Source organism: Planctomycetaceae bacterium (assembly GCA_041398825.1).
Classification (GTDB): Bacteria; Planctomycetota; Planctomycetia; order Planctomycetales; family Planctomycetaceae; genus F1-80-MAGs062.
Window position 1 is genome coordinate 329,300 of sequence record JAWKTX010000009.1, and the last position, 19,965, is coordinate 349,264.

Genomic DNA, 19,965 nt, shown 5'->3' on the forward strand with positions numbered 1-19,965 from the left:
TCCATGTATTCCGGCGGATGGATCGTGCAAAGCACAAACAGCCCACACCGGGAATTCGCCTCGCGTGTATCCGTTTGTTTACGCTTAGCGTGTCGCTGTTGGTCGATTTGGGTTCCGCTAGTCTCTGCAGCCTGTTTCTTTCGGATGTCGGCCAGCGGAGATTCCGGGACGCCAGAGGTTGCGAGTCCTGAGCGTTCAATCGTTGTACGCGACGACGATCGGTCACAGTGTGAAATTGAACTCTGGAATCTTGCGGAAGGATCAACGCTGGTCATCGCAAGCTCCGATCTCCGTTCAGGAATCCATTCTGTACGGATTGAATTGCCGGACGAAGCTGTTTCTGGTTCTCAAGTGGATGCCGCAGAATCACCGTCTCCCCGGCTTTTACCGGAGCGGTTGAAGGCTGTGGAGGACGAAACCGTACCTCATTTGTTGACAGCTTCTCCCGGGGAATTCACTTCCCGCCGATTCATGTTTCCCCGATTTCATGAGAATGGCTTCGAATTAGAAATGGTTGTGGCTGTTCCAGTCGCTCATTCGGAGAACGTTCTGGTCTATGCAACCGATTCGACGTCACCCAATGAGCTGTCGGATTTGATGAAGGTCGGCTCCAGAATCTGTCAGATCTGTGAGAAAGTCCTGCTGCCGCGTTTGAAGGGGTTGCTGGGTGATGTCGAGGATCTGGATTCAGATGGGCGCATTTCTCTCGTCATCGGCCGGTTGGATCGACGGGACTTGTCGGTTTTTTCAGCCACCGATATGCCCGTTCAGGGTTGTGTTAAACGAAGCGACTATGAATGGACAGCCAGTGGGCACCTGAATGATTTTGGCGGAGACATCGTCTACCTGGATCATGGAATTCTGCAGACGCCTTCACTTCAGGCAGTGCTGATGCACGAACTCACTCACGCAGTCATCTATTCTCACCTCGCCCATTTATACCGGGCAAGTGTTGTGAATCCGGCTGCGAGCGGTCGCACCAAAACCGGGCTGTCTATGCCAGCGTGGCTGAATGAAGCTGTGGCACATTTGATGGAATTGGCAGTCGAAGAAGGTTCAGAGAATTACCGAATTCGCAGGAGTTGGTTTGAATCAAAACCAAACTTGAGCCCGGTCGTTCTTCCTGAGCATGGCGAATCACTGGCGACGAGACGTGGAGGTGCGCGCGCTGCGGGGACCCGATTCCTGCAAAGCCTGCAGCTTGACCAAAGCGAATTGCAAAGTCTTCTCTACTCCGGCGGAGATTTGTCAGGTCGGTTACATGCCGCTGTTGGTCGAGATTTTCCGGAAGCGTTTACAGCATGGATTGAATCGGAGGCTGCAGATCTTTCGTACCGCGGTGTGGCTGCCAGCCTGCCCGCCACATCATTCGATTTTCAGCTGCGAGGAACAGCCTTTCATTGCTTTCGAGTCACGAGTCCGCTTCGTTGGCTCCGAATTACAAGCGACGATCGATCCGACCTGATCGTGCGTGTACTGAAGGTCGACGATTGACTACGGCGAAAGGAATCGTCGAACACCGCTGAATTCTTCAATCGCGTCTTCTCTCAGGCATATACCCATACCGGGACCTTCCGGGATTGCGATCAAGCCTGTCTCGTCGAGCTGCCATGCAGGTTCAACAAGCTCGTCGATGAATGGAGAGCCCGTCAGGTACTCTACCATATCACTGCAGCTGAACGCCGAAACGAGCTGAAGATCCGCGGCAAGACCGACAGCAGTATTCCATCCGTGAGGAATAAACTTCACGCCAAACTCCTGTGCCATGGAGGCAACTCGGCGTTCTTCTGAAATACCACCAACTTTGGTGACGTCCGGCTGAACGATGTCGATGGCACGATTGACGAACCAGGGTTGAAATGACTGCCGGCGCGTCAGCACTTCGCCGCCTGCGATTGGAACCGGAGACACTTTTCGGAGTGCGACATGATCTTCCAGTGCATCCGGCGAAAGTGGTTCTTCGAACCATTCGACATCGAAATCTGCAAGCATGTTCGCTGTCCGGATAGCCCAACTGAGCCCGTTGGGCCAGAACGCATCACTGCCTCCTGCGTCCACCAACAACCTGCATTCTGTTCCGACAGCATCCCGAGCGGCGTCGACAATGGCCCTGTCAAGTGAATGGTTCTTTCGGCCGAATGGTCCCCAGCCAATCTTAAATGCCGTGAATCCTGAGGCCTTTACTGCCTGCAGTTTGTCTCGCAGTCGGCAGGGTTCGTCCATCAGAACGGACGCGTACGGCTGAACGCGATTGCGGTATCTGCCTCCAAGCAGTCGACCGACGGGTTGGCCAACGGCTTTCCCAAGCAGGTCCCAAAGAGCGATGTCAATACCACTGATGGCATGTGTGATTGCACCCCCGCGACCAAGCCAGAATGTATTCTGGTGAAGCTTCTCCGAAACACGTTCAGGCTCGAGTGCCGTTTCTCCCAGCAGCAAGGGACGCAACTGTTCGAGCGACGCCCTGACAAGAGAGTCAGAGGTGAACGAACTTCCAACACCAACCTGACCGCATTCCGTAATCACTGCGACAAGCGTATGGACGCAGTCGTCCGGTCGCAGTTCGTGGCTCCAGCCACCTTCCGGGGTCCGACCTCTTAGTCCGGCGCATCGAACTTCTCGAATCTTCATGGCTTCGGCGGCTGCTTTGGGAGAGTCCTCAATTGCCATTCTTTTGATTGCTTCCAGCTTTTGAAGTCTCATACCCCGAGATAGATCTCTGGTAAATGCGATACATCTCCCGATACCGGGCAGGGGGGGTGGTCTGCCGAAGTGTTGTGTCCTGACTGTCGATCTGGCGATCGGTCTGGCCATCGCGCTGCTGTGCAGGTTTTCCCGGATTCATGCTTCTCAGCATTTCCTCGAACCCTTTTTGCGTCAACGACTTCTCCTGCCCGGTTTGAGATTCATTTCGCTCTGCCAGTTGCTGCCCCATTCGGTCGGTGAATGCTTTGAGGTCCTCTTCGGTCCATCCGAGCTTCTCAAGCAACTCCTGATCGACCTCTCCTCGATCCAGGTCCTGCTGGAGACGTTTTAGAACCAGGTCAGCGGCCTTTGCGACTTCTTCGATACGTTCCGTCTGGCTGTTGCTGCTGCCTGAAGTCCCGTCGCCATCGGCTCCATTACCTCTGTTCTTCCCGGCAACCCCTTCACCTGTCCTGCCACCACGCATCTCACCTTCCCGAGGTTGATCATTGGGTGAAGGATTTAGTGGACCGCTTGCGGTACCTGCAGCACCTCCGCCACCCGCTTGATCGCCGGACGACTGGTTCCCACCAGAACTACTGCCCGGTGCGCCTCCGGATCCGCCACCCTGTTGCTGACCGCTCTTTTGCTGACCACCCTGTTGCTGTCCGCTCTGTTGCTGACCGCTCTGCTGCTGACCGCTCTGCTGCTGTCCGCTCTGCTGCTGTCCGCTCTGCTGCTGTCCGCTCTGTTGCTGACCGCTCTGTTGCTGACCGCTCTGCTGCTGACCGCTCTGTTGCTGTCCGCTCTGCTGCTGACCGCTCTGCTGCTGACCGCTCTGCTGCTGACCACTCTGTTGCTGACCGCTCTGCTGCTGACCGCTCTGCTGCTGACCTTGTGTCCGTCGCTGCTGTCCGCTGCTGCTGTCCGCTCTGCTGACCGCTCTGTTGCTGACCGCTCTGTTGCTGACCGCTCTGTTGCTGTCCGCTCTGCTGCTGACCGCTCTGTTGCTGTCCGCTCTGCTGCTGTCCGCTCTGCTGCTGCTGTCCGCTCTGCTGCTGTCCGCTCTGCTGCTGTCCGCTCTGTTGCTGACCGCTCTGTTGCTGACCGCTCTGTTGCTGACCGCTCTGTTGTTGACCGCTCTGCTGCTGTCCGCTCTGTTGCTGTCCGCTCTGTTGCTGTCCGCTCTGCTGCTGACCGCTCTGCTGCTGACCGCTCTGCTGCTGACCGCTCTGTTGCTGGCACCCTGCTTCTGGTCCCCTGTTCTGGTCGCCCTGTTTTGGTCACCTTGCTTTTGGTCACCCTGCTTCTGGTCGCCCTGCTCTTGGTCACCCTGTTTTTGGTCGCCCTGCTTTTGGTCGCCCTGCTCTTGGTCACCCTGCTTTTGGTCACCCTGTTGTTGGTTGTCGTTCTGTGGTTCAGAGGGGCCGGCGGGTTCCTTAGGTTGTTCTATGGAAGTCTCAGGTCTCGCGTCGTTGTCTCGCCCCGCGTCATCTCCGGTGCCCGGGGGCTTTGTGTGATCGCTGGCATCTTCCGCCGGATTTTTCATCGGGGCATTGGGTTCGCCTTTGACGTCTCCGCTTTGGGGGGCATCTGCATTGGTTGAGGAGTTTTCCGGATCATTACCCTCTGGTTCCGTGTCCGGTGGTGGGTTACCTTGATCCTGTTCAGAGCTGGGCGCAGTGGATCCATTCGTTGTCGGTTGTTTTGAGCTCTCGGCTGGCGAATCAACTGACGGCTCGGTCCCATTCTGCCCCTCAACACTGTCCTGTGGCTCTTTTGAGGCATTGGCCTCGTCTGGCGATTGGCTTTGTGATGTGCCATCGCTTTGTGCTGCGTTGTCGCCGTCGTGTTGCTCAGCCGCAGACGGATGGCGGGCAGTTTCTGGTGTGTCTTCTCCTGCTTCATCCTGTGCATATTTTTGCAGGAGTTCGTGTAACGCTTCAGCGTCGTCCGCTTTTTGTTCGCCGGGTGATGTCTTCGAACGCATCGGCGTGGCGCCGTTTTCATCCCCTTCGGACTTCGTGTTGCCGGGATCTGGTCGCTCGGAGTTGGCGTCCTGTTGTTCGCTTTGACTGTCTGTGGCGTTCGAATCTTCGCCCGACGTTTGGTTCAGGCTCTGATCAGAAGGGGTTTGTTTGCCAGGATTTGAAGGTTCGCCCAATTCCGGGTTGGATGTACCTTCCTGCGGTCTGTCCCCTGCGTTCGTCCTTTCCTGGTCGGCAGCTTCTTGATGAGATGCGGCATGCTCTTCAGTGCTGTCTGGGTTCTGTTCCTGCGTATCCGTACTGGCTGGCTCCAGCGACTCCTGAGCACCGGTGCGTTGTTGTTCTTCAATCTGCTCGTTGCGCAGTCGCTCTTGTAATTCGCGATCTGCTTCCAATTGATCGGCCAGAGTTTTTTCATCGGCTGGCCCCTGAATGTGCAGGGTAAGTTCACTACTGCGTCCCTGATTGCCCAAAGGCGGCTTATCATCCCGAGCAACGACGTAATATTTGATGGTATCTCCGGCAGTCGCTCCGGTACGCTGGATTTTGAAATCCCACGTCCCGGACCAGCGTTTCTGCAGAGATGAATTGCCCGCATAGAACAAGACTTCGTCGGGCTGGATCGGTACCCCGTTGAGTTCAACATGCAGAGCGACAAGCCTGAGTAGAAAATCCGGGTCTTCGGCGACGATCAGCAGAGGAACCGTGGCATTCTCCGGAACCTCCAAATCGCGCGAGGGATCGATCAAACGAACGATTGGCGATTCATCGCGGCGTGCTTTGATGGTGTAGACGGCGGGATCCGGATCGATGGTACCTTCTTTACTGGTCACCACGATGCGATAGTGCGTTGGAAAGGTCCCGTCTTCCCGGGCGGTCAGAGCAAATTCCGCCGACAGCCGTTGATCTTCAATCACCATCGGCAATTCTTCAGCTCGTACGGAGAAGCCGGCATCATCCGAAAACTCCAGCATGGCAGATGTGACTGCCTGAGTCGCCTCGGCCGTGATCCGCAGTTCCGTTCCTTCCCAGGCATCGATGTGTCCCGACGCATCGGAACGTTCCGGAAGAACCATGTAATCCGGGTACTTGTAGTCCACCTGAGTCACGGCGGCGGTCGGAGGCTGCTGAACCTGAATGGTATATGTCTCGGATGCCGCGTCGCCTGCCAGAATCTGGTACGAAAAGCTCTGACGTATGCCGCGATCCGCCTCACCAGACATCAACACGCGATACCGTCCCGGATCTTCGGTTGTCCGCATTTGGAGACGTTCGTTGACGAACCTCTTGTCTTCCGTTGTGAATTGAAGAACAACATCGTCAGGCACAACTCCCTCTATACCAGCGATAAATTCGACGTGGGAGCCGGATGGCAGAGAGGCATTGCCTGGTTTAACGCTGAGGATCTCAGTTCGGGTTGCTACATTGGCTTTGAGGAAGGTGAGGGGGCGAAGCAGACTGATAGATTTCGGGCTCACGACCGCGTAGATGCACGTGATCAGTACCAGGAGAAAAAGTGCTCCCGCCATTCTGACCAAATGGGTTCGATCAATCACCTCATCCACATGCACTTCGGCCAGTCGTTCGGCCGTGCGACGCTCCAGCGTTTGTACAATCGCAGGGTCGGTATCTCTTCCCGCTGCCCGAAGGTCGACAAGGGTCAGAAGTGAACCGCGAATCTGATCATCTGCTCGATCCAGCATTCGAGCGGCGAACAGCGGATGAATGTGGCGAAACCAGGGCCGGACCACGTAACGGATGAAAATACCTGTGCAAATGACAACCATTGTCGCCAGCATCGCAGCTCGGGTCCCAGCGCTGAACCCGCCCGCAATGACCCAGTGATCCAGCACCGTGAAGATCAGAACGTATCCTGTGAGCAGCAGCCCTGTCAGGACGATGGCGGTCATCAGCTCCGTGGACTTGATGCGTTCTCGGGCGACCCGCAGCTGGAAGTCGATGAATTCATCTGACTCCGCGTAGCTCTGACCTGGTTCACGAATGACTGTCGCCACGTTTCGTCCGCCTTGAAAAGAAGCCGATTTCTCCTGCACAATTATCGACCACGCTCTGACCAGCGTCCACTGTTCCGTCGTCCGAAGTCTGCGAGCTATTCCTCGTGAAATGAAGCTCGCAGGAGCTGGATGACTGTCAAACGCGATTTTGTGCAGCAATTCCGACGAATTGGAAGTCTGAAGGCATGTCGTCACCGACTTTTATTTATTCGTCCGGATCCTCAGTTTGGTATGAAACAAGACTGTTTACGGTCATCTGGTCCAGTTTGCGCCGACCATTCAGAAACGCCAGTTCCACCACAAAACACGCCCCGGCAACGTCAGCTCCCTGCAATTGAGCAAGTTTTTTGCATGCCTCAATGGTCCCTCCCGTTGCCAGCAAATCATCGACCAGCAGCACCCGGTCGGTATCCGCGATGGCGTCCTGATGCATTTCCAGCGCATCCGTGCCGTATTCCAGATCATATTCAAATCGGTGCGTCGCCCACGGCAGTTTGCCGGGTTTTCGCACAGGGACAAACGCTGCTCCCAGCTCCATTGCCAGAGGAACACCAAACACGAAGCCACGGGCTTCGGGTCCCATAACTGTCGTAATACCGCGGTGTCGAAAGGGTTCTGCCAGCCGTTCGATAGTGACCTGCATGGCGGCGGGCGACTTCAAAATAGGCGTAATGTCACGGAACATGATGCCGGGTTTGGGGAAGTCTGCGACAGCACGGATGTAGTCTTTCAGGTTCATTGATGTAAATTCTGTTGTGGGAGAGAAGTTGTTCGCGTCGAGTGAATAACGTCTGGCGAGCAAATCTGAGGGTTTGAGCAGATTTCAGAACCGGCGAGTAGGGTTCCGGCAGCTCACGAAAGCATATTCGAATTTCCTGTGTCTGAATCGCCATTTGACCATTGCATGGCGCCAAAACGACAAAGATTTCCAGTCCTTAAGGGAATTCGAGTGTGCTCATCAGTCTCCCGGGACGCCCGATAATCTGGCAAGAACAGATTCCCGGTCATAGTTTCGCGGCGGATTAGAGGGTTTCCCGTTTCGAACTGTGCGTGCATTCGGTCGACCCAGTTCCTAAGATCCGCAACGTCCCGTTACCAATCGATCCGGAGTCATCGGGCTCGATTGTCACGATGTCAATCTCCCACTTCTCGTCAAATGTATTGTCCGATTCAGCAGGACGCCGGATCGAGGATTCTATGAGCTCAGTTGTTAAGTCGTCTTCATCGTACACTGGCAGCGATATCGAAGTGCTCGAAGGCCTGGAGCCCGTTCGTAAGCGGCCATCGATGTACATTGGCGGCGTCGACAGCCGCGGTCTTCACCATCTGCTTTGGGAAGTGGTGGATAATTCCGTTGATGAGTTTCTGGCGGGCGAATGCGATCGAATTATCGTCACGCTGCATAAGGACGGATGTTCCTGCACGGTCCAGGACAATGGTCGAGGAATCCCGGTCGACAAGCATCCCCGGATGAAGAAATCAACGCTTGAAGTGATTCTGACGACGCTCCATGCGGGTGGCAAATTCAGCGACAAAAACTACGCCCGAAGCGGCGGACTGCACGGCGTTGGTTCCTCAGTCGTGAACGCTCTTTCATCGGAACTCATTGCCACCGTGCATCGGGATGGGCACGAATGGGTTCAATCCTACGCACAGGGGAAACCGCTGAGCCCCGTCAGGAAAGTCAAGCCATTTCGCGGCCGCGGTACGGCCATCTTTTTTCGACCAGATGTCGAGATCTTCAGACGGACGCAGTACAACGCAGACACAATCCGTCAGCATCTCGAAGATATTTCGTACATCCACGGAGGGTTGACGATTGTCTTCCGAGACGAGCAGAAAGGTGAGACATTCGAATTGTCTCATCCCGATGGAATCGTTTCCTACATCGCCAAAGTAATTTCTGACACCGGTAAGAAGGTTGTCCACGAACAGTTGTTCTCAACAGAAAAGGACGATGCCACAGCCCGAGTCGAAGTGGTTCTGAAATGGACGGAATCCACGGATGAACACATTCGAAGTTATGTCAACGGAATCAGAACTCACGCTGGCGGAACTCACGAGAACGGCGTGAAAGCCGGCGTCGCCAAAGCAGTGCGCAACTACATGGAAGTTCATTCATTCAAGCCTCGCGGTGTGAATATCACCACGGATGATATTCGCGAAGGTCTGGTTTGCGTGCTGTCAGTATTCCTGGGCGAGCCGATGTTTCAGGGGCAGACAAAAGAACGCCTGAATAATCCGGAGATGACATCGCACGTTGATGGAATCGTCCGGCCAGCTCTGGAAAACTGGCTTAACAACAATCCCTCTCTTGCAGATGCAATTCTTGGCCGCATCGTACTCGCAGCTCGGGCAAGGCAGGCAAGTCGTGATGCTGTGACCGAAGTCAAGCGAAAGTCAACGACATCCAGAAGGACGAACCTTCCCGGAAAACTGGTCGACTGCCAGTCTCGCGACCCCAACATGTGCGAATTGTTCATTGTTGAAGGTGACTCGGCCGGTGGTACAGCTGTGATGGGCAGGCATGCTGCCACGCAGGCGGTGCTGCCACTGCGTGGAAAGATTCTGAACACCGAAGCTCTGTCGTTGTCAAAGATCCTTCAAAGTAACGAGATCAAAGATATCGTTGATACCCTGGGCGCAGGGATCGGAAACAATTTCGACATTCACCAGATGCGGTATGCTCGAATCATCCTGCTCATGGACGCGGACAGTGATGGGTACCACATTTCGACCCTGTTGCTGACGTTCTTCTTTCGCCACATGCCCGAACTCATCCGGCAGGGAAAGCTCTTTATTGCCCAGCCGCCTCTGTATCGTCTCGAAATTGGCAAAGAAATTCGGTACGCCCAAAGCGATGCCGAAAAAGAGGAGATTCTTGCAGCATTACCCGCCAATCGCTCGGCGACGGTTCTTCGCTTCAAAGGTCTGGGCGAAATGAATGCTGCACAACTACGCGATACAACGCTGAATCCCGCGGCACGCGTGCTCCTGAGGGTCGATATTGAAAGCCAGCTGGAAGCTGACAGTACCTTTCACCAGCTTTTGGGGAAAGATGCCTCTGAGCGGTACCGAATCATCATGCAGGATGCAAGCTTTGCGGACGATGTCGATCTGTAAGCCTGTTTTCCCGCTTGAGTTTCCGGCAGAACAACGTCAGTATTCATCCCTCTTATGTGCGAGGTCCTCGTCGCGGCAGTTCATTTTGACCGGGAATCAACGGGGACAGGCTCGCACTCCTTAGTTTTCGAAAGGTGAAATAAGTAGTCCGAATGGCGAAAGAAGAAGCAATCCAGGTCGAAGGTAACGTAGTAGAGGCGTTGGCGAACACGCAGTTTCGCGTAGAACTTGAAAATGGGCATCAGGTGATGGCGCACGTCGCCGGCAAAATGCGCAAGCACTTCATTCGAATCGTGCCCGGTGATCGTGTCGTGGTAGAAGTCTCCCCATACGACCTCAAACGAGGCCGAATCGTTTATCGAGAGCGTTAGTACCCGAACGGAACCGCTGAAGCCCCAACGCGAGCAAGGCAGAAACGTTGCCATAGGTTGCTCGATTCCGCTGCGGGCCCGCCTCCGCCGGGGATATTCGCAAATACTCTCTCAGCTATGGCTGCCCCATGACTGATGCTGAAGAAGCTCTGCCTTTTGTGCAGCTTTTCACCGACGGTGCTTGTCGAGGCAATCCCGGACCGGGGGGGTGGGGTTGTATCCTGCGCCATCCCGCCTCAGGGTTGGAAAAGGAATTCAGTGGAGCTGCTGCCGACACGACGAACAATAAGATGGAACTGCAGGCCGTGATTGAAGGGCTGAGCCGACTGACTCGCCGCTCACGGGTTCAGGTGGTCACAGACAGCAAGTATGTGGCCCAGGGATCTCAGGAATGGATGCCGGGTTGGAAGCGAAATGGCTGGCGCCGAAAGGATGGCTCGCGGTGGGCAGAAGTTAAAAACGTTGAGCACTGGAAGAAACTCGATCGTTTGCTTTCGATGCACGTGGTCAGTTTTAAAGTCGTGAAGGGCCACGCCGGCCATCCGGAAAACGAACGTTGCGACGAACTGGCTGTCGCCGCTGCGGAAGCGCTTCAGGGACGCTGACGCGCTTACGCTAACATTTCGTGGACGTGCGTTTCTTGCCGATAATACCGCGTTTTTCCATCTTCTCGATGTAATCCGTGGCGACGGGGACCTTGCACGCGGTCTCTCCCATGTTCACCTCCACTGTTCCGATGCGGCGTGCTGCCGCTTTAGACTCCTTCAGAAGCGGCTTCACATATCCACCGACCGAAATCAGGAAGCTATTCATTGAGTAACGGCATCGATCCGGAGAATCGTGGATATCCTTTTCGACTCGCTGAATCAGATTTCTAAGTTCTTCCATGTCGAGGTCCTCGTCCGGATAAGTCGCGACGATCAAAGACCATGTTGACCAGCCTGTGGGATGCAGAGTTTGTTTTCTTGCATTGATCCACTTGTTGGCAAGTTCCCGACCGAATGGACTTTCAGCAGCAACGCCTGGAACAGTGTGTTCACTGATCATGTACCAGAACGCTTCCCTGGCCCATGATTCGAGCTGCTTTTTGGTCATCCTGGCACCATCGGCGATGAGTCCCGCAAGATACATCGCGTCAGAATTTCCGGTGGCGTAAAGCCCCATCGCCAGGTCCTGATTGCCGCGGAACTTCTTCTGGATTGGCTTCAGATCCCCAATCTTCACACCAAACATCCTGTCGGTGGGAGCGCCATGGCGTGCCAGCACCTTGCGAGTCTGTTCGGAGCCGAGCGATTCCAGGGCCTGCATGACTTCTTCGACGGTTTTCATTTCTGAATTGTGTCCCGGGCGGCTCGAGGTATGGGCTTACTGACCAGCATGGCGACTGGCACACGCACAGACTTTCACTGGCTTGATCGATTCAAGCGGCCAATTTTCACAATTCGGCCGTTGCTACGCAATCCACACACCTGATTCCCGCAGCGATTCATGTTGTCGAATCGCAATAATTGCCGAGTGCAGGGTCGGGTAACGGGCGGAAGTCGCCGATGCATAGGGCGTGTGGGCACAGCAAATGATCAAGGAGCTTTCTAATGTTGAATTCATGGACCGGAAAAAGTATCCGGGCTTTCGTTGCGGGGTTGACACTCACCGCTGTAGCCCTGCCAATCCAGGCTGACGAATCCTCGCCAAAACCGCTTCCGTCGGCAAATGCACCCGCAAGGATCCGAGATGTGAAACTTGACGCAGCCGGCAATCTGGCTGTTCGGTTGTTGAGTGAACAGGGGAAGCCACTCAGTGGAATCGGTGTGGTTGCTCGGAATCCAGAAGGTGAAGAAGCAAAAGCAACGAGCGATGCCGGTGGGATCGCTACGTTTGTGAGCCTGAAGCCCGGCACATATGCCATCCCTACAGGCACCGGATTAGAAACCATTCGTGTCTGGAACGCACGTGTTGCTCCGCCTCAGGCGCTGGATTCCGTTGCTGTGGTGCTGCGAGGGGACGTTGTCCGTGGTCAGGCAATTCCGTTTGTGGCTGGTGGAACGACTGCCCTGCCAGTGACTTCGGTACTGTCGGTCACAACACTCGGTTTGGCCGGCTTCTCTGCCATTGAAACGCAAAACACAAAGGACGACAACAAGGCTCTGCAGTCGCAAATCAGTGCACTGCTGGCCAGTCCTTGATAGATAAACGGTACCTACAAAGAAGTTGGAATGCGGTCACCAGCGTTGTAAACGAAGGTGGCCGTTTTCTTTTTTGATCGCCAACTTTGCATTTCTGCCTCCGAGTCTTCTGGAACTGAAAGGACAATTCGATGGCACTGATGGTCGTCATGGTCTTTCTCTTCGCAGGTTGGATGCTTTGGGGTTGGATGGTTTCTGAGCATCGCAATATCTGGTGGATGAAAAAATGGTGCGCGATCGCATTTGTGTGCACTGTGATGCTCATTTGCGTTGGAACGGGGGCAGGACTCACCCTGGTGATTGTGAAGCAGAGTCACAGGGCTGAAGTCAGGGAATTTGCTGGTGCGCTGGAATCCGAATTGGCAAAGGGGAATTCACAGAGAGTTCTGGCGGAACTTCGCAGTGTTGTCAGCGTCCCGGACGAATGGTCCAAAGACAGCCAGGACCTGCTCAAACGAATGACAGCCTCAACTGACCGCATGCAGGAATCGGGGCGTCACTCTAACAAGCAGCGCCAGAGTGATATTCCGGCGCGTGTTGCAGAAGATAGGGCTCGCTCGGAAGCTTACTGACCCTTCGTCACCAGTGACCTCATTCGTTGTCGCATTTCGAAATGGAGTTCAGTGACCTGATTGAGTTCTTCGGGCGACAGCTCCGCACGGCTTGGCACAAACACCTGAGATTGATAGGTCACAGTATCCAGCATGGCAAAATTCTGGTTACGGAAGAGTCGCTCGACCAGCATGTTTCCTGGATTCGCTCCCGGTGGTTCCAGTGGCCTGCCGGTCCGGTCGAACAAGCTGTAGAACAGCGTTCCGTATTGGCTCTCCTGTGGATGGCTCATTCTGACAATTACGCATGCCCAGTCGTCTTCGAACTTTGTTTCAATATTGTGAACCTGCCACCCTTGTGCGATGTAGCAGTTCTGCAACGCATGCCAGCCGTAGAACGGATGATCACAGGCAACGTGCACCTGAAGCCCCGGCTGCTGGTACATCCAGATGTTTGAAAACTCGCCCTGAGGATTGTCCGTTTCGCGGGTCTCCTCGCGGTACGCCTGTTGCTTAAATCCGGAGACTGCGGACGCCAGTGAGTCGGCCTCAAATTGTTTGAGTGATGACTTCCCAGTGGTCTTAGAAACCAGAGGATCGGCGATCAGTGAATAGCACTGGGTGACCAGCAGGCACGCTGCCGCGAACAACACACCGGCCCTCAGTTTCAGATTTGCGGCGGGTTGATCTTTTGGCACCGGCATTGCCATGGCAGAAGTTTGGGTTCGTCGGATCGGGTGGGGAGCAACAAACCAGTTCCATGCTCTGACGATGGGATTCTTCAATCCAGCCGGAGCTCCCGGCCTTCTGATTTCCGGAACAGACTCCGTGAAGAACGACAGGAATGCATCGGCACTCAACATCAGGGCTGCTGCAACACCAAGGCAAATGTATCCCAGAATGTCGTGCGACAATCCCGTGGACCAGTCAATCTGGTAACGCTGCCATGCAACTGCGATCGTGATGATCCGCAGGACATTCATCAGCCCTGCGAAACAAACGCCACTCAGCAGCATGATGAGAGAGTGGATTCGACCCCGGCGTTTCATGGCGATCACCAGGGCTGCGAGAAATAATACAGTGAACAGCGACTGAACCCCGCTGCAGGCTTCTTCGACGAGGAATCGTTTACCCGGGAAATCCAGAACATTTCCCGACCGAATGTGGATGAAGCCGAATTGATGAAGTGACTTGCTTGCGAACCGAGTCGTCAATGACTGTAACGACTGAATCACCTGCACATCGCCATTTGACGGAAGCCGCAGTGTGAGTGCGGGCAGCAGCGCCAGAGACGTTAAGCGACGTCGGGAAACCATGACATCCTGATTCCCGATGCACCAGGCCAGAGTCAAACAGAAGGCACCGATCGCCATGAGCCACGGTGAAAAGATAGCCAGCGAAGCGAGCACGAACAGGACATCCAGACCAATCAGGGAAGTCGTTCGCCAGTCTTTATGAAACACCCCGGAAGATCGTTGCCGAGCGAGCAGCAGGAATGCCAACAGGGCAAAGGGAAAGAACTGATAGTGAGTTTGGTGTCGCCAGAGTCCGACGTAATACAGCACAAGGAACGGCAAATGGGCGACAACCCAGGCGAACGCAACCGGATTGTTACGAGCGTAACCCACCAGTTGAACCGGCAGGGACGTGATCTTATCTTTGAAGCTTGGGGGTGTCTGGTCCATAACCCGACATTCTGCCATTCACTCGGGAGATTGCAATTCAAAAAAATCCCTGCACGAACTTCCATGGCCGTCGGAATGTTCACTTTTCAGATCAGGGCGGCAGAACCCGTATCTTCGCTGAGTTCGCTGATGCCACTCTCCCACAGGATCGTTCTCTCACGCAGGGATGGTGGCAATGCCCGTTTTAGTCTGCGCCGAGCCTCTGTTTCCGTCGTTCGCGTGCTCAGGTGGGAGAGGATGATCAGTTCGTTGTTGAAAAGATCCGCGCGTTCCAGGATGTCATCCAGATGCATATGGCCGAATTTGTGTATCTTCTCTTTTCGATGATCGGGGCGAAAGAAGGTCATTTCCGTGATCAGCACCTGAGCATTGAAGACATCAGGGTGCCCATCCAGGCCCTTCGGGGATGTGTCGCCCGTGAAGCAAACCAACGGGGTGAGCGTTTCATTCGTCACTTCGGCGCCGCTGAGTCGAATGTCGCGAATCTGATCCCCGCTTAGCCCCTGAAACTCAGCCTTCAGCTTCTTACGGCAGTCGTAAACGATGTAGCCAACTGATTCGACGGTATGTTTGGTCGCAAACACAGTCACTCGGTGTTCACGCGAAAGCGTGATTTCGTCGCCCTCTTTCACACCGACCAATTCACACACCATCCGCCCACGATCCAGCCGTTGCCAGGCTCGCATCATTTGCCAGACCGGGTCGACAATCTCGATGGGAAGATAGATGACTGGGGGTTCCATCTTCATCATCCGGCGACGGGCGACGTAGACGGGCAGAGCGGCCATGTGATCGAGGTGACCATGGGAAACAAAGAACTTTGGCGTACCCATAAACGACCACGGGCTGGCGCCAAGATCAAAGCCCAGTTTCAGTTCAGGGATTCGCCAGTACGTCTGTACCGCTGCGCGTGAATAGCCCTCAATTGTCAGCGCTTTGTGGCGGACGGAGTGCAGCGGGAGATTCTCTAACATGAATACGTTTCAATTCTCTTGAGTCGGTGCGTGCTTCTGAACGGCATTCACAACTTCGATGTGAAATCGGCCGTTGGTAACAACCATTCCTTCATTCCGTGCGAGAGTGGAACCACGGCTGAAATCTGCATCATTGCCATGAATATCTGTAACGCGCCCTCCCGCCTCTTCTACGACAAGCACTCCGCCTGCATGGTCCCAGATTTTTTCCTGATAACCCTTTCTGGTCGGCAAACGAAGATACAAGTCTGCATCTCCCCTCGCGACAGCCAGGTATTTGCATTGACTGTCAATTCGGTAGGGTTCTCGAGTGATTCCCAGTTCAGACGCAATCATCCCGGACCAGTCATGCGAACTGTGCCCGCTCTCGACGGATTCGCAGAAACGTGATTCACTGCTCGCGGAAGTCGTCGTTACGGCGAGGCGTACGGGGGCGGAACCAGGTGCATCAAGAGCCTGCATCCAGCTACCATGCCCTCGAACCGCCCAGGCCAGAACCCCAACCGGGGCATCCGCATCGGCATCACGGAATCTCATATTGGGGCAACCCAGGACGCCGACTTCGATTTTCCCGTCAACAATCAGAGCCAGAGAAATGGCGTACTGTTCGTTACGCAGAAACCCCTTTGTTCCATCAATCGGATCCAGAGTCCAGAAACGCGGCCGATAGTCCTGCAGGCCGCCGCGGTCGATCCAGTCACAGACCTGATCTGCAGTGCACGTGACCCCGACGGCGTTGCATTCGGCAACAACCCGCGTGAGAAACTCGGCGCCTTCCGGGGTTCGAAGCTCCGCGGCCCCCTCCTCCCCGATGACGGGATCCGAAGGAAATGTCCCTTCAAGTGTGTGGCAAATCAGGGCCTGACTCGCGAAGTCAGCGACCGTGACCGGGCTCTTGTCTTTCTTAGCCAGAGAATCCGTCGAAATGGCTGACTGCACCGCTCGGCAGACAACGGCAGCCTGACGAACGGCTGCCAGTGCTGTTTGTAATTCTGCGTGAAAGACGGTGGCTGGATAAGGTGAAGGTTCGGCAGACATGGTCTTCGTGTCCCTGTATCTATTCTAAGGTGTTTGAGCGGCGTGGTTTAGCTCACACGATTGCGGGAGTCTACACTGTGAGGGCAATGTGTCTCAGTTTGAAGTGATTCCCTTCTGTCGGACTGGGGTTCACCTTGCTGGATGTCGGAGTGATGCCTAGAATCCGCCGCTTTTCAGCTGCTTGTAACTTGTTTTGTTGCCAGATCTTGCGGCTGCAGACCCCTGGATTTATTTGTGCAGGCCGTTTCGTCAGTCGCCGTACTCGGAGCTACCGGGTCTATTGGAACGAGTTGTCTGGATGTTATCCGCAGACACCGTTCACGAATGCGCGCTGTGGGGTTGACGGCGTACCGAAACTCGGGGTTGCTTCGTCAGCAGGTTGCTGAATTTCAGCCCGACTGGGCGATTCTGGACAGCCAGTGCCGCGGAACCTTCATCGACGATTCACCCACCCGCTGGCATTTTGATCTCGAACTGGTCTGCGACTTGGTCCGACGACCGGACGTGGATGTGGTTGTTTCTGCCATGGTCGGCGCGGCTGGATTGCCGGCCACCATCGCTGCAGTCGATGCCGGCAAAAGGGTGGCTCTTGCGAATAAGGAAACAATGGTCGTCGCTGGCGCATTGGTGATGAATCGTGCGGCAGAAACGGGAGCGACCATCATTCCGGTCGACAGTGAACACAGTGCCGTGTACCAATGCCTTCAAAGTGGTCGTCCTGCCGAAGTTAAACGTGTCGTCCTGACAGCCAGCGGTGGTCCCTTTCGGGGATGGACTCGAAGTCAACTCCAGACGGTGACGCCGCAGATGGCCTTAAAACACCCCACATGGCAAATGGGCCGAAAAATTACGATCGATTCGGCCACGATGATGAATAAGGCGCTTGAGATCATCGAAGCAAGGTGGCTGTTCGGACTCTCGCGACATCAACTGGCTGTCGTCATACATCCTCAGTCGGTCATTCATTCTCTCGTGGAGTTTGCCGATGGGGCTGTCATCACGCAAATGTCGCCTCCGGACATGCGACTTCCCATCCAGTATGCGTTAACCTATCCCAGTCGTCTGGACTGCCCGGCGCCTTCAGTGGACTGGGCGTCCCCGATGAATCTTGAGCTCAGCCCGCCCGATTTCGATACCTTTCCAGCACTCCGGCTGGGTTTCGAGGTCGCCGAAGCTGGTGGGAGCGCAGGAGTTGTTCTGAACGCTGCGAACGAAGTGGCTGTGGAACGATTCCTGAATCTTGAATTGCGTTTTGATCAGATCACACAGGTGGCAGAAGAGATTCTGCGCCATCATCAATACGACGCCAGCCCGGGTTTGCATAGCCTCATGCAACTCGACGGGTGGGCGCGGAAGGAAGCTCTACGGTGGACACCCTGATTCCCAATCTTCTCGCTGCAGTCGACATTGCCTCGATTGGTACCACAATTTTCAACGGTCTGCTCGTGATTCTGGGGCTCGGGTTGGTGGTCTTCTTTCATGAGCTCGGCCATTTTGCTGTGGCGAAATGGTGCAATGTTCATGTGGAACGATTCAGTATCGGGTTCGGCCCGATTCTATGGAGTCGTCAGAAAGGTGAAACGGAGTACGCACTGTCTGCCTTTCCATTTGGTGGCTATGTCAAAATGCTGGGGCAGGATGACATGGATGCCAATCAGATGACCAGCGATGAGATTGCCGAAAATCCGCGGGCTTATTCCGCAAAGACAGTTCCGCAGAGAATGGCCATCATTTCTGCGGGAGTCATCATGAACGTCGTTACCGGCTTTCTCTTCTTTGTAATCTGCTATTACCTTGGCGTCGAAGAACCGTCTCCACTGGTGGGATCCGTGATGCCCGGTTCTCCTGCATGGACCGCAGGCATGCGCCCCGGTGATCGCATTGAATCCATCAATGGCGAAAAGATTCAGAATTTTTCAGACATCCTGAATTCCGTGATTCTGTCCAGTGGTGACCTGCGCTTCCAGGGGACGCACGCCGACGGGAAAGCCTTTGATGAAGTCATCACACCGGAACGAATCGAAAAGACTCGTTCTGTTGGTCTGATTCCGTCATTGACTGCTCAGTTGAGTCCTGACATCGTCGATGACGATATCAAGGCAATCGCGATGCAGGGGCTTCCATCCCAAAAAGCCAATGGCGAGTTCCTGCCCGGCGATCAGGTGATCGCGGTTCAGGGGGAGCCCATCACTTCGTTCAGCCAACTGAGCTACCTGACTGCGAAGTATGCCTCTGAAGATCTCGTGTATGAGATGGAACGACACACCGGCAAGAGCAGCGGTGATTCCGATTCTGTCTCCACGGTTAAAATCACAATCCCTCCCGCTCCCATCAAGTCGATTGGGCTCTGGATGTCGATGGGACCAGTCAAGGCCATCCGAAAAGGATCAATCGCGGAAGAACAGGGACTTCAGGTCGGGGATCGAATTGTCAAAGTGGACGGCATTGCTCCCGGAACGGAAATGGACCCGCTCAGGCTTCCTGTTTACTTTGCGGAACGTGCCGGGGGCGAAGTGAAGGTCGTCGTCAATCGCCAGACGGTCGCTGGTGATCAGGAAGTCGAATTGACTTTGACTCCCGACGAATCGCCCGGCTGGCTTGAACGCCCTTTGCGCCAAACAGCCCCGCTTCCTATTCCTTCGATCGGTGCTGCATTTCAGGTGATTCCCCGAATCGCGCATGTTGTACCGGATTCTGAGGCGGGCCGATCCGGAGTCTTCCATGAAGGGCAGAAGGTTACATCCATCGAATTACTGCACGCGGATCCGGAGAATTTTAAGCCTGATGCCTTCGGTAAGACCTCGAAACCTCAGGTGATAAGTCTGACGGAACTCGAAAAACGGAATCCCGGGACAATTGAAGACATTAACTGGGCGTACGCATTTGTTGATATTCAGCAGGTTCCGGATCGCCAGGTCAAAATCGTCGTGCAGGACGGCGAAAAGAACGTGGATTTTATCCTGAAAGAACACGAAACGGAATCCGACTGGAATCTGTGGATTCGTGGTATCAACGGCTGGAAATCGGCATCTGATCTGAAGAAGGCCACCTCGCTCGGTGAAGCGCTTTCCATGGGACTGCATCGAACAAAGAGCACCGGGATCAGCATTTATATGACACTTCAGTCGCTGATCTTCGGGAACCTGCCAGCAGATTCAATCAGTGGTCCGCTGGGTATCGTTTCGATCGGGACAAAAGTCGCCAGTAAAGGATTGATCGAACTGATGGTCTTTCTGGGTTTTCTCAGCATCAACCTGGCGATCATCAACTTCCTTCCCAGTCCCGTGCTGGACGGCGGGCATATGGTGTTCCTGATCTGGGAAGGTGTCGCTCGACGAAAACCGAATGCAAA

The 19,965-nt window shown here is 54.8% G+C and carries 15 protein-coding genes; 8 read left to right on the forward strand and 7 right to left on the reverse strand.

Features of this window, described 5'->3' with window-relative positions; genetic code table 11:
- Nucleotides 1–144: 144 nt before the first annotated feature.
- A complete protein-coding gene (locus R3C20_17555) occupies nucleotides 145–1,494 on the forward strand; it encodes a hypothetical protein (GenBank protein MEZ6042313.1) in 1,350 nt (449 codons plus the stop codon).
- On the opposite strand, the gene R3C20_17560 is transcribed toward R3C20_17555, so the two are convergent.
- The 3 genes from R3C20_17560 to R3C20_17570 form a co-directional block, all read right to left on the reverse strand.
- A complete protein-coding gene (locus tag R3C20_17560) occupies nucleotides 1,495–2,670 on the reverse strand; it encodes a mandelate racemase/muconate lactonizing enzyme family protein (protein ID MEZ6042314.1) in 1,176 nt (391 codons plus the stop codon).
- Complete coding sequence (locus R3C20_17565; protein ID MEZ6042315.1) at nucleotides 2,660–6,688, reverse strand: hypothetical protein; 4,029 nt, start codon at nucleotides 6,686–6,688, stop codon at nucleotides 2,660–2,662. The genes R3C20_17560 and R3C20_17565 overlap by 11 nt, the downstream gene beginning before the upstream one ends.
- Before the next feature lie 205 nt (nucleotides 6,689–6,893).
- Nucleotides 6,894–7,427: an adenine phosphoribosyltransferase gene (locus R3C20_17570; GenBank protein ID MEZ6042316.1), complete on the reverse strand. Its 534-nt coding sequence runs from the start codon at nucleotides 7,425–7,427 to the stop codon at nucleotides 6,894–6,896.
- Nucleotides 7,428–7,885: 458 nt separating this feature from the next.
- Between R3C20_17570 and R3C20_17575 the strand changes: the two genes are divergently transcribed.
- The 3 genes from R3C20_17575 (at nucleotide 7,886) to rnhA (ending at nucleotide 10,787) form a co-directional block, all read left to right on the forward strand.
- A complete protein-coding gene (locus tag R3C20_17575; protein ID MEZ6042317.1) occupies nucleotides 7,886–9,811 on the forward strand; it encodes a DNA topoisomerase IV subunit B in 1,926 nt (641 codons plus the stop codon).
- A 152-nt stretch (nucleotides 9,812–9,963) separates the two neighbouring features.
- Complete coding sequence (infA, locus tag R3C20_17580; protein ID MEZ6042318.1) at nucleotides 9,964–10,182, forward strand: translation initiation factor IF-1; 219 nt, start codon at nucleotides 9,964–9,966, stop codon at nucleotides 10,180–10,182.
- 128 nt (nucleotides 10,183–10,310) lie between these two features.
- Nucleotides 10,311–10,787: a ribonuclease HI gene (gene rnhA / locus R3C20_17585; GenBank protein MEZ6042319.1), complete on the forward strand. Its 477-nt coding sequence runs from the start codon at nucleotides 10,311–10,313 to the stop codon at nucleotides 10,785–10,787.
- 10 nt (nucleotides 10,788–10,797) lie between these two features.
- On the opposite strand, the gene R3C20_17590 is transcribed toward rnhA, so the two are convergent.
- On the reverse strand, nucleotides 10,798–11,511 hold the full coding sequence (locus tag R3C20_17590) for a DNA alkylation repair protein (GenBank protein MEZ6042320.1): 714 nt from the start codon (nucleotides 11,509–11,511) through the stop codon (nucleotides 10,798–10,800).
- 263 nt (nucleotides 11,512–11,774) lie between these two features.
- Here R3C20_17590 and R3C20_17595 point away from each other — a divergent pair, with 263 nt between their 5' ends.
- Together R3C20_17595 and R3C20_17600 are read left to right on the forward strand one after the other, a co-directional pair.
- Nucleotides 11,775–12,365 (forward strand): carboxypeptidase-like regulatory domain-containing protein, encoded by a 591-nt coding sequence (locus R3C20_17595; GenBank protein MEZ6042321.1) that lies wholly within the window; start codon nucleotides 11,775–11,777, stop codon nucleotides 12,363–12,365.
- 131 nt (nucleotides 12,366–12,496) lie between these two features.
- Nucleotides 12,497–12,937: a hypothetical protein gene (locus R3C20_17600; GenBank protein ID MEZ6042322.1), complete on the forward strand. Its 441-nt coding sequence runs from the start codon at nucleotides 12,497–12,499 to the stop codon at nucleotides 12,935–12,937.
- On the opposite strand, the gene xrtU is transcribed toward R3C20_17600, so the two are convergent.
- The 3 genes from xrtU to R3C20_17615 all read right to left on the reverse strand — a co-directional run bounded on the left by xrtU (nucleotide 12,931) and on the right by R3C20_17615 (nucleotide 16,613).
- On the reverse strand, nucleotides 12,931–14,601 hold the full coding sequence (gene xrtU / locus R3C20_17605; protein MEZ6042323.1) for an exosortase U: 1,671 nt from the start codon (nucleotides 14,599–14,601) through the stop codon (nucleotides 12,931–12,933). The two genes, R3C20_17600 and xrtU, sit on opposite strands and share 7 nt — an antisense overlap.
- A gap of 86 nt (nucleotides 14,602–14,687) precedes the next feature.
- On the reverse strand, nucleotides 14,688–15,575 hold the full coding sequence (locus R3C20_17610) for an MBL fold metallo-hydrolase (GenBank protein MEZ6042324.1): 888 nt from the start codon (nucleotides 15,573–15,575) through the stop codon (nucleotides 14,688–14,690).
- Nucleotides 15,576–15,584: 9 nt separating this feature from the next.
- Nucleotides 15,585–16,613 carry a 3'(2'),5'-bisphosphate nucleotidase gene (locus tag R3C20_17615; protein ID MEZ6042325.1) on the reverse strand — a complete coding sequence of 343 codons (1,029 nt, stop codon included), beginning with the start codon at nucleotides 16,611–16,613 and terminating at the stop codon, nucleotides 15,585–15,587.
- A gap of 234 nt (nucleotides 16,614–16,847) precedes the next feature.
- Between R3C20_17615 and dxr the strand changes: the two genes are divergently transcribed.
- Together dxr and rseP are read left to right on the forward strand one after the other, a co-directional pair.
- Nucleotides 16,848–17,993 carry a 1-deoxy-D-xylulose-5-phosphate reductoisomerase gene (dxr, locus tag R3C20_17620; protein MEZ6042326.1) on the forward strand — a complete coding sequence of 382 codons (1,146 nt, stop codon included), beginning with the start codon at nucleotides 16,848–16,850 and terminating at the stop codon, nucleotides 17,991–17,993.
- On the forward strand, nucleotides 17,981–19,965 hold a 1,985-nt coding region (gene rseP, locus R3C20_17625; GenBank protein MEZ6042327.1), incomplete at its 3' end, for an RIP metalloprotease RseP. The genes dxr and rseP, both read left to right, overlap by 13 nt.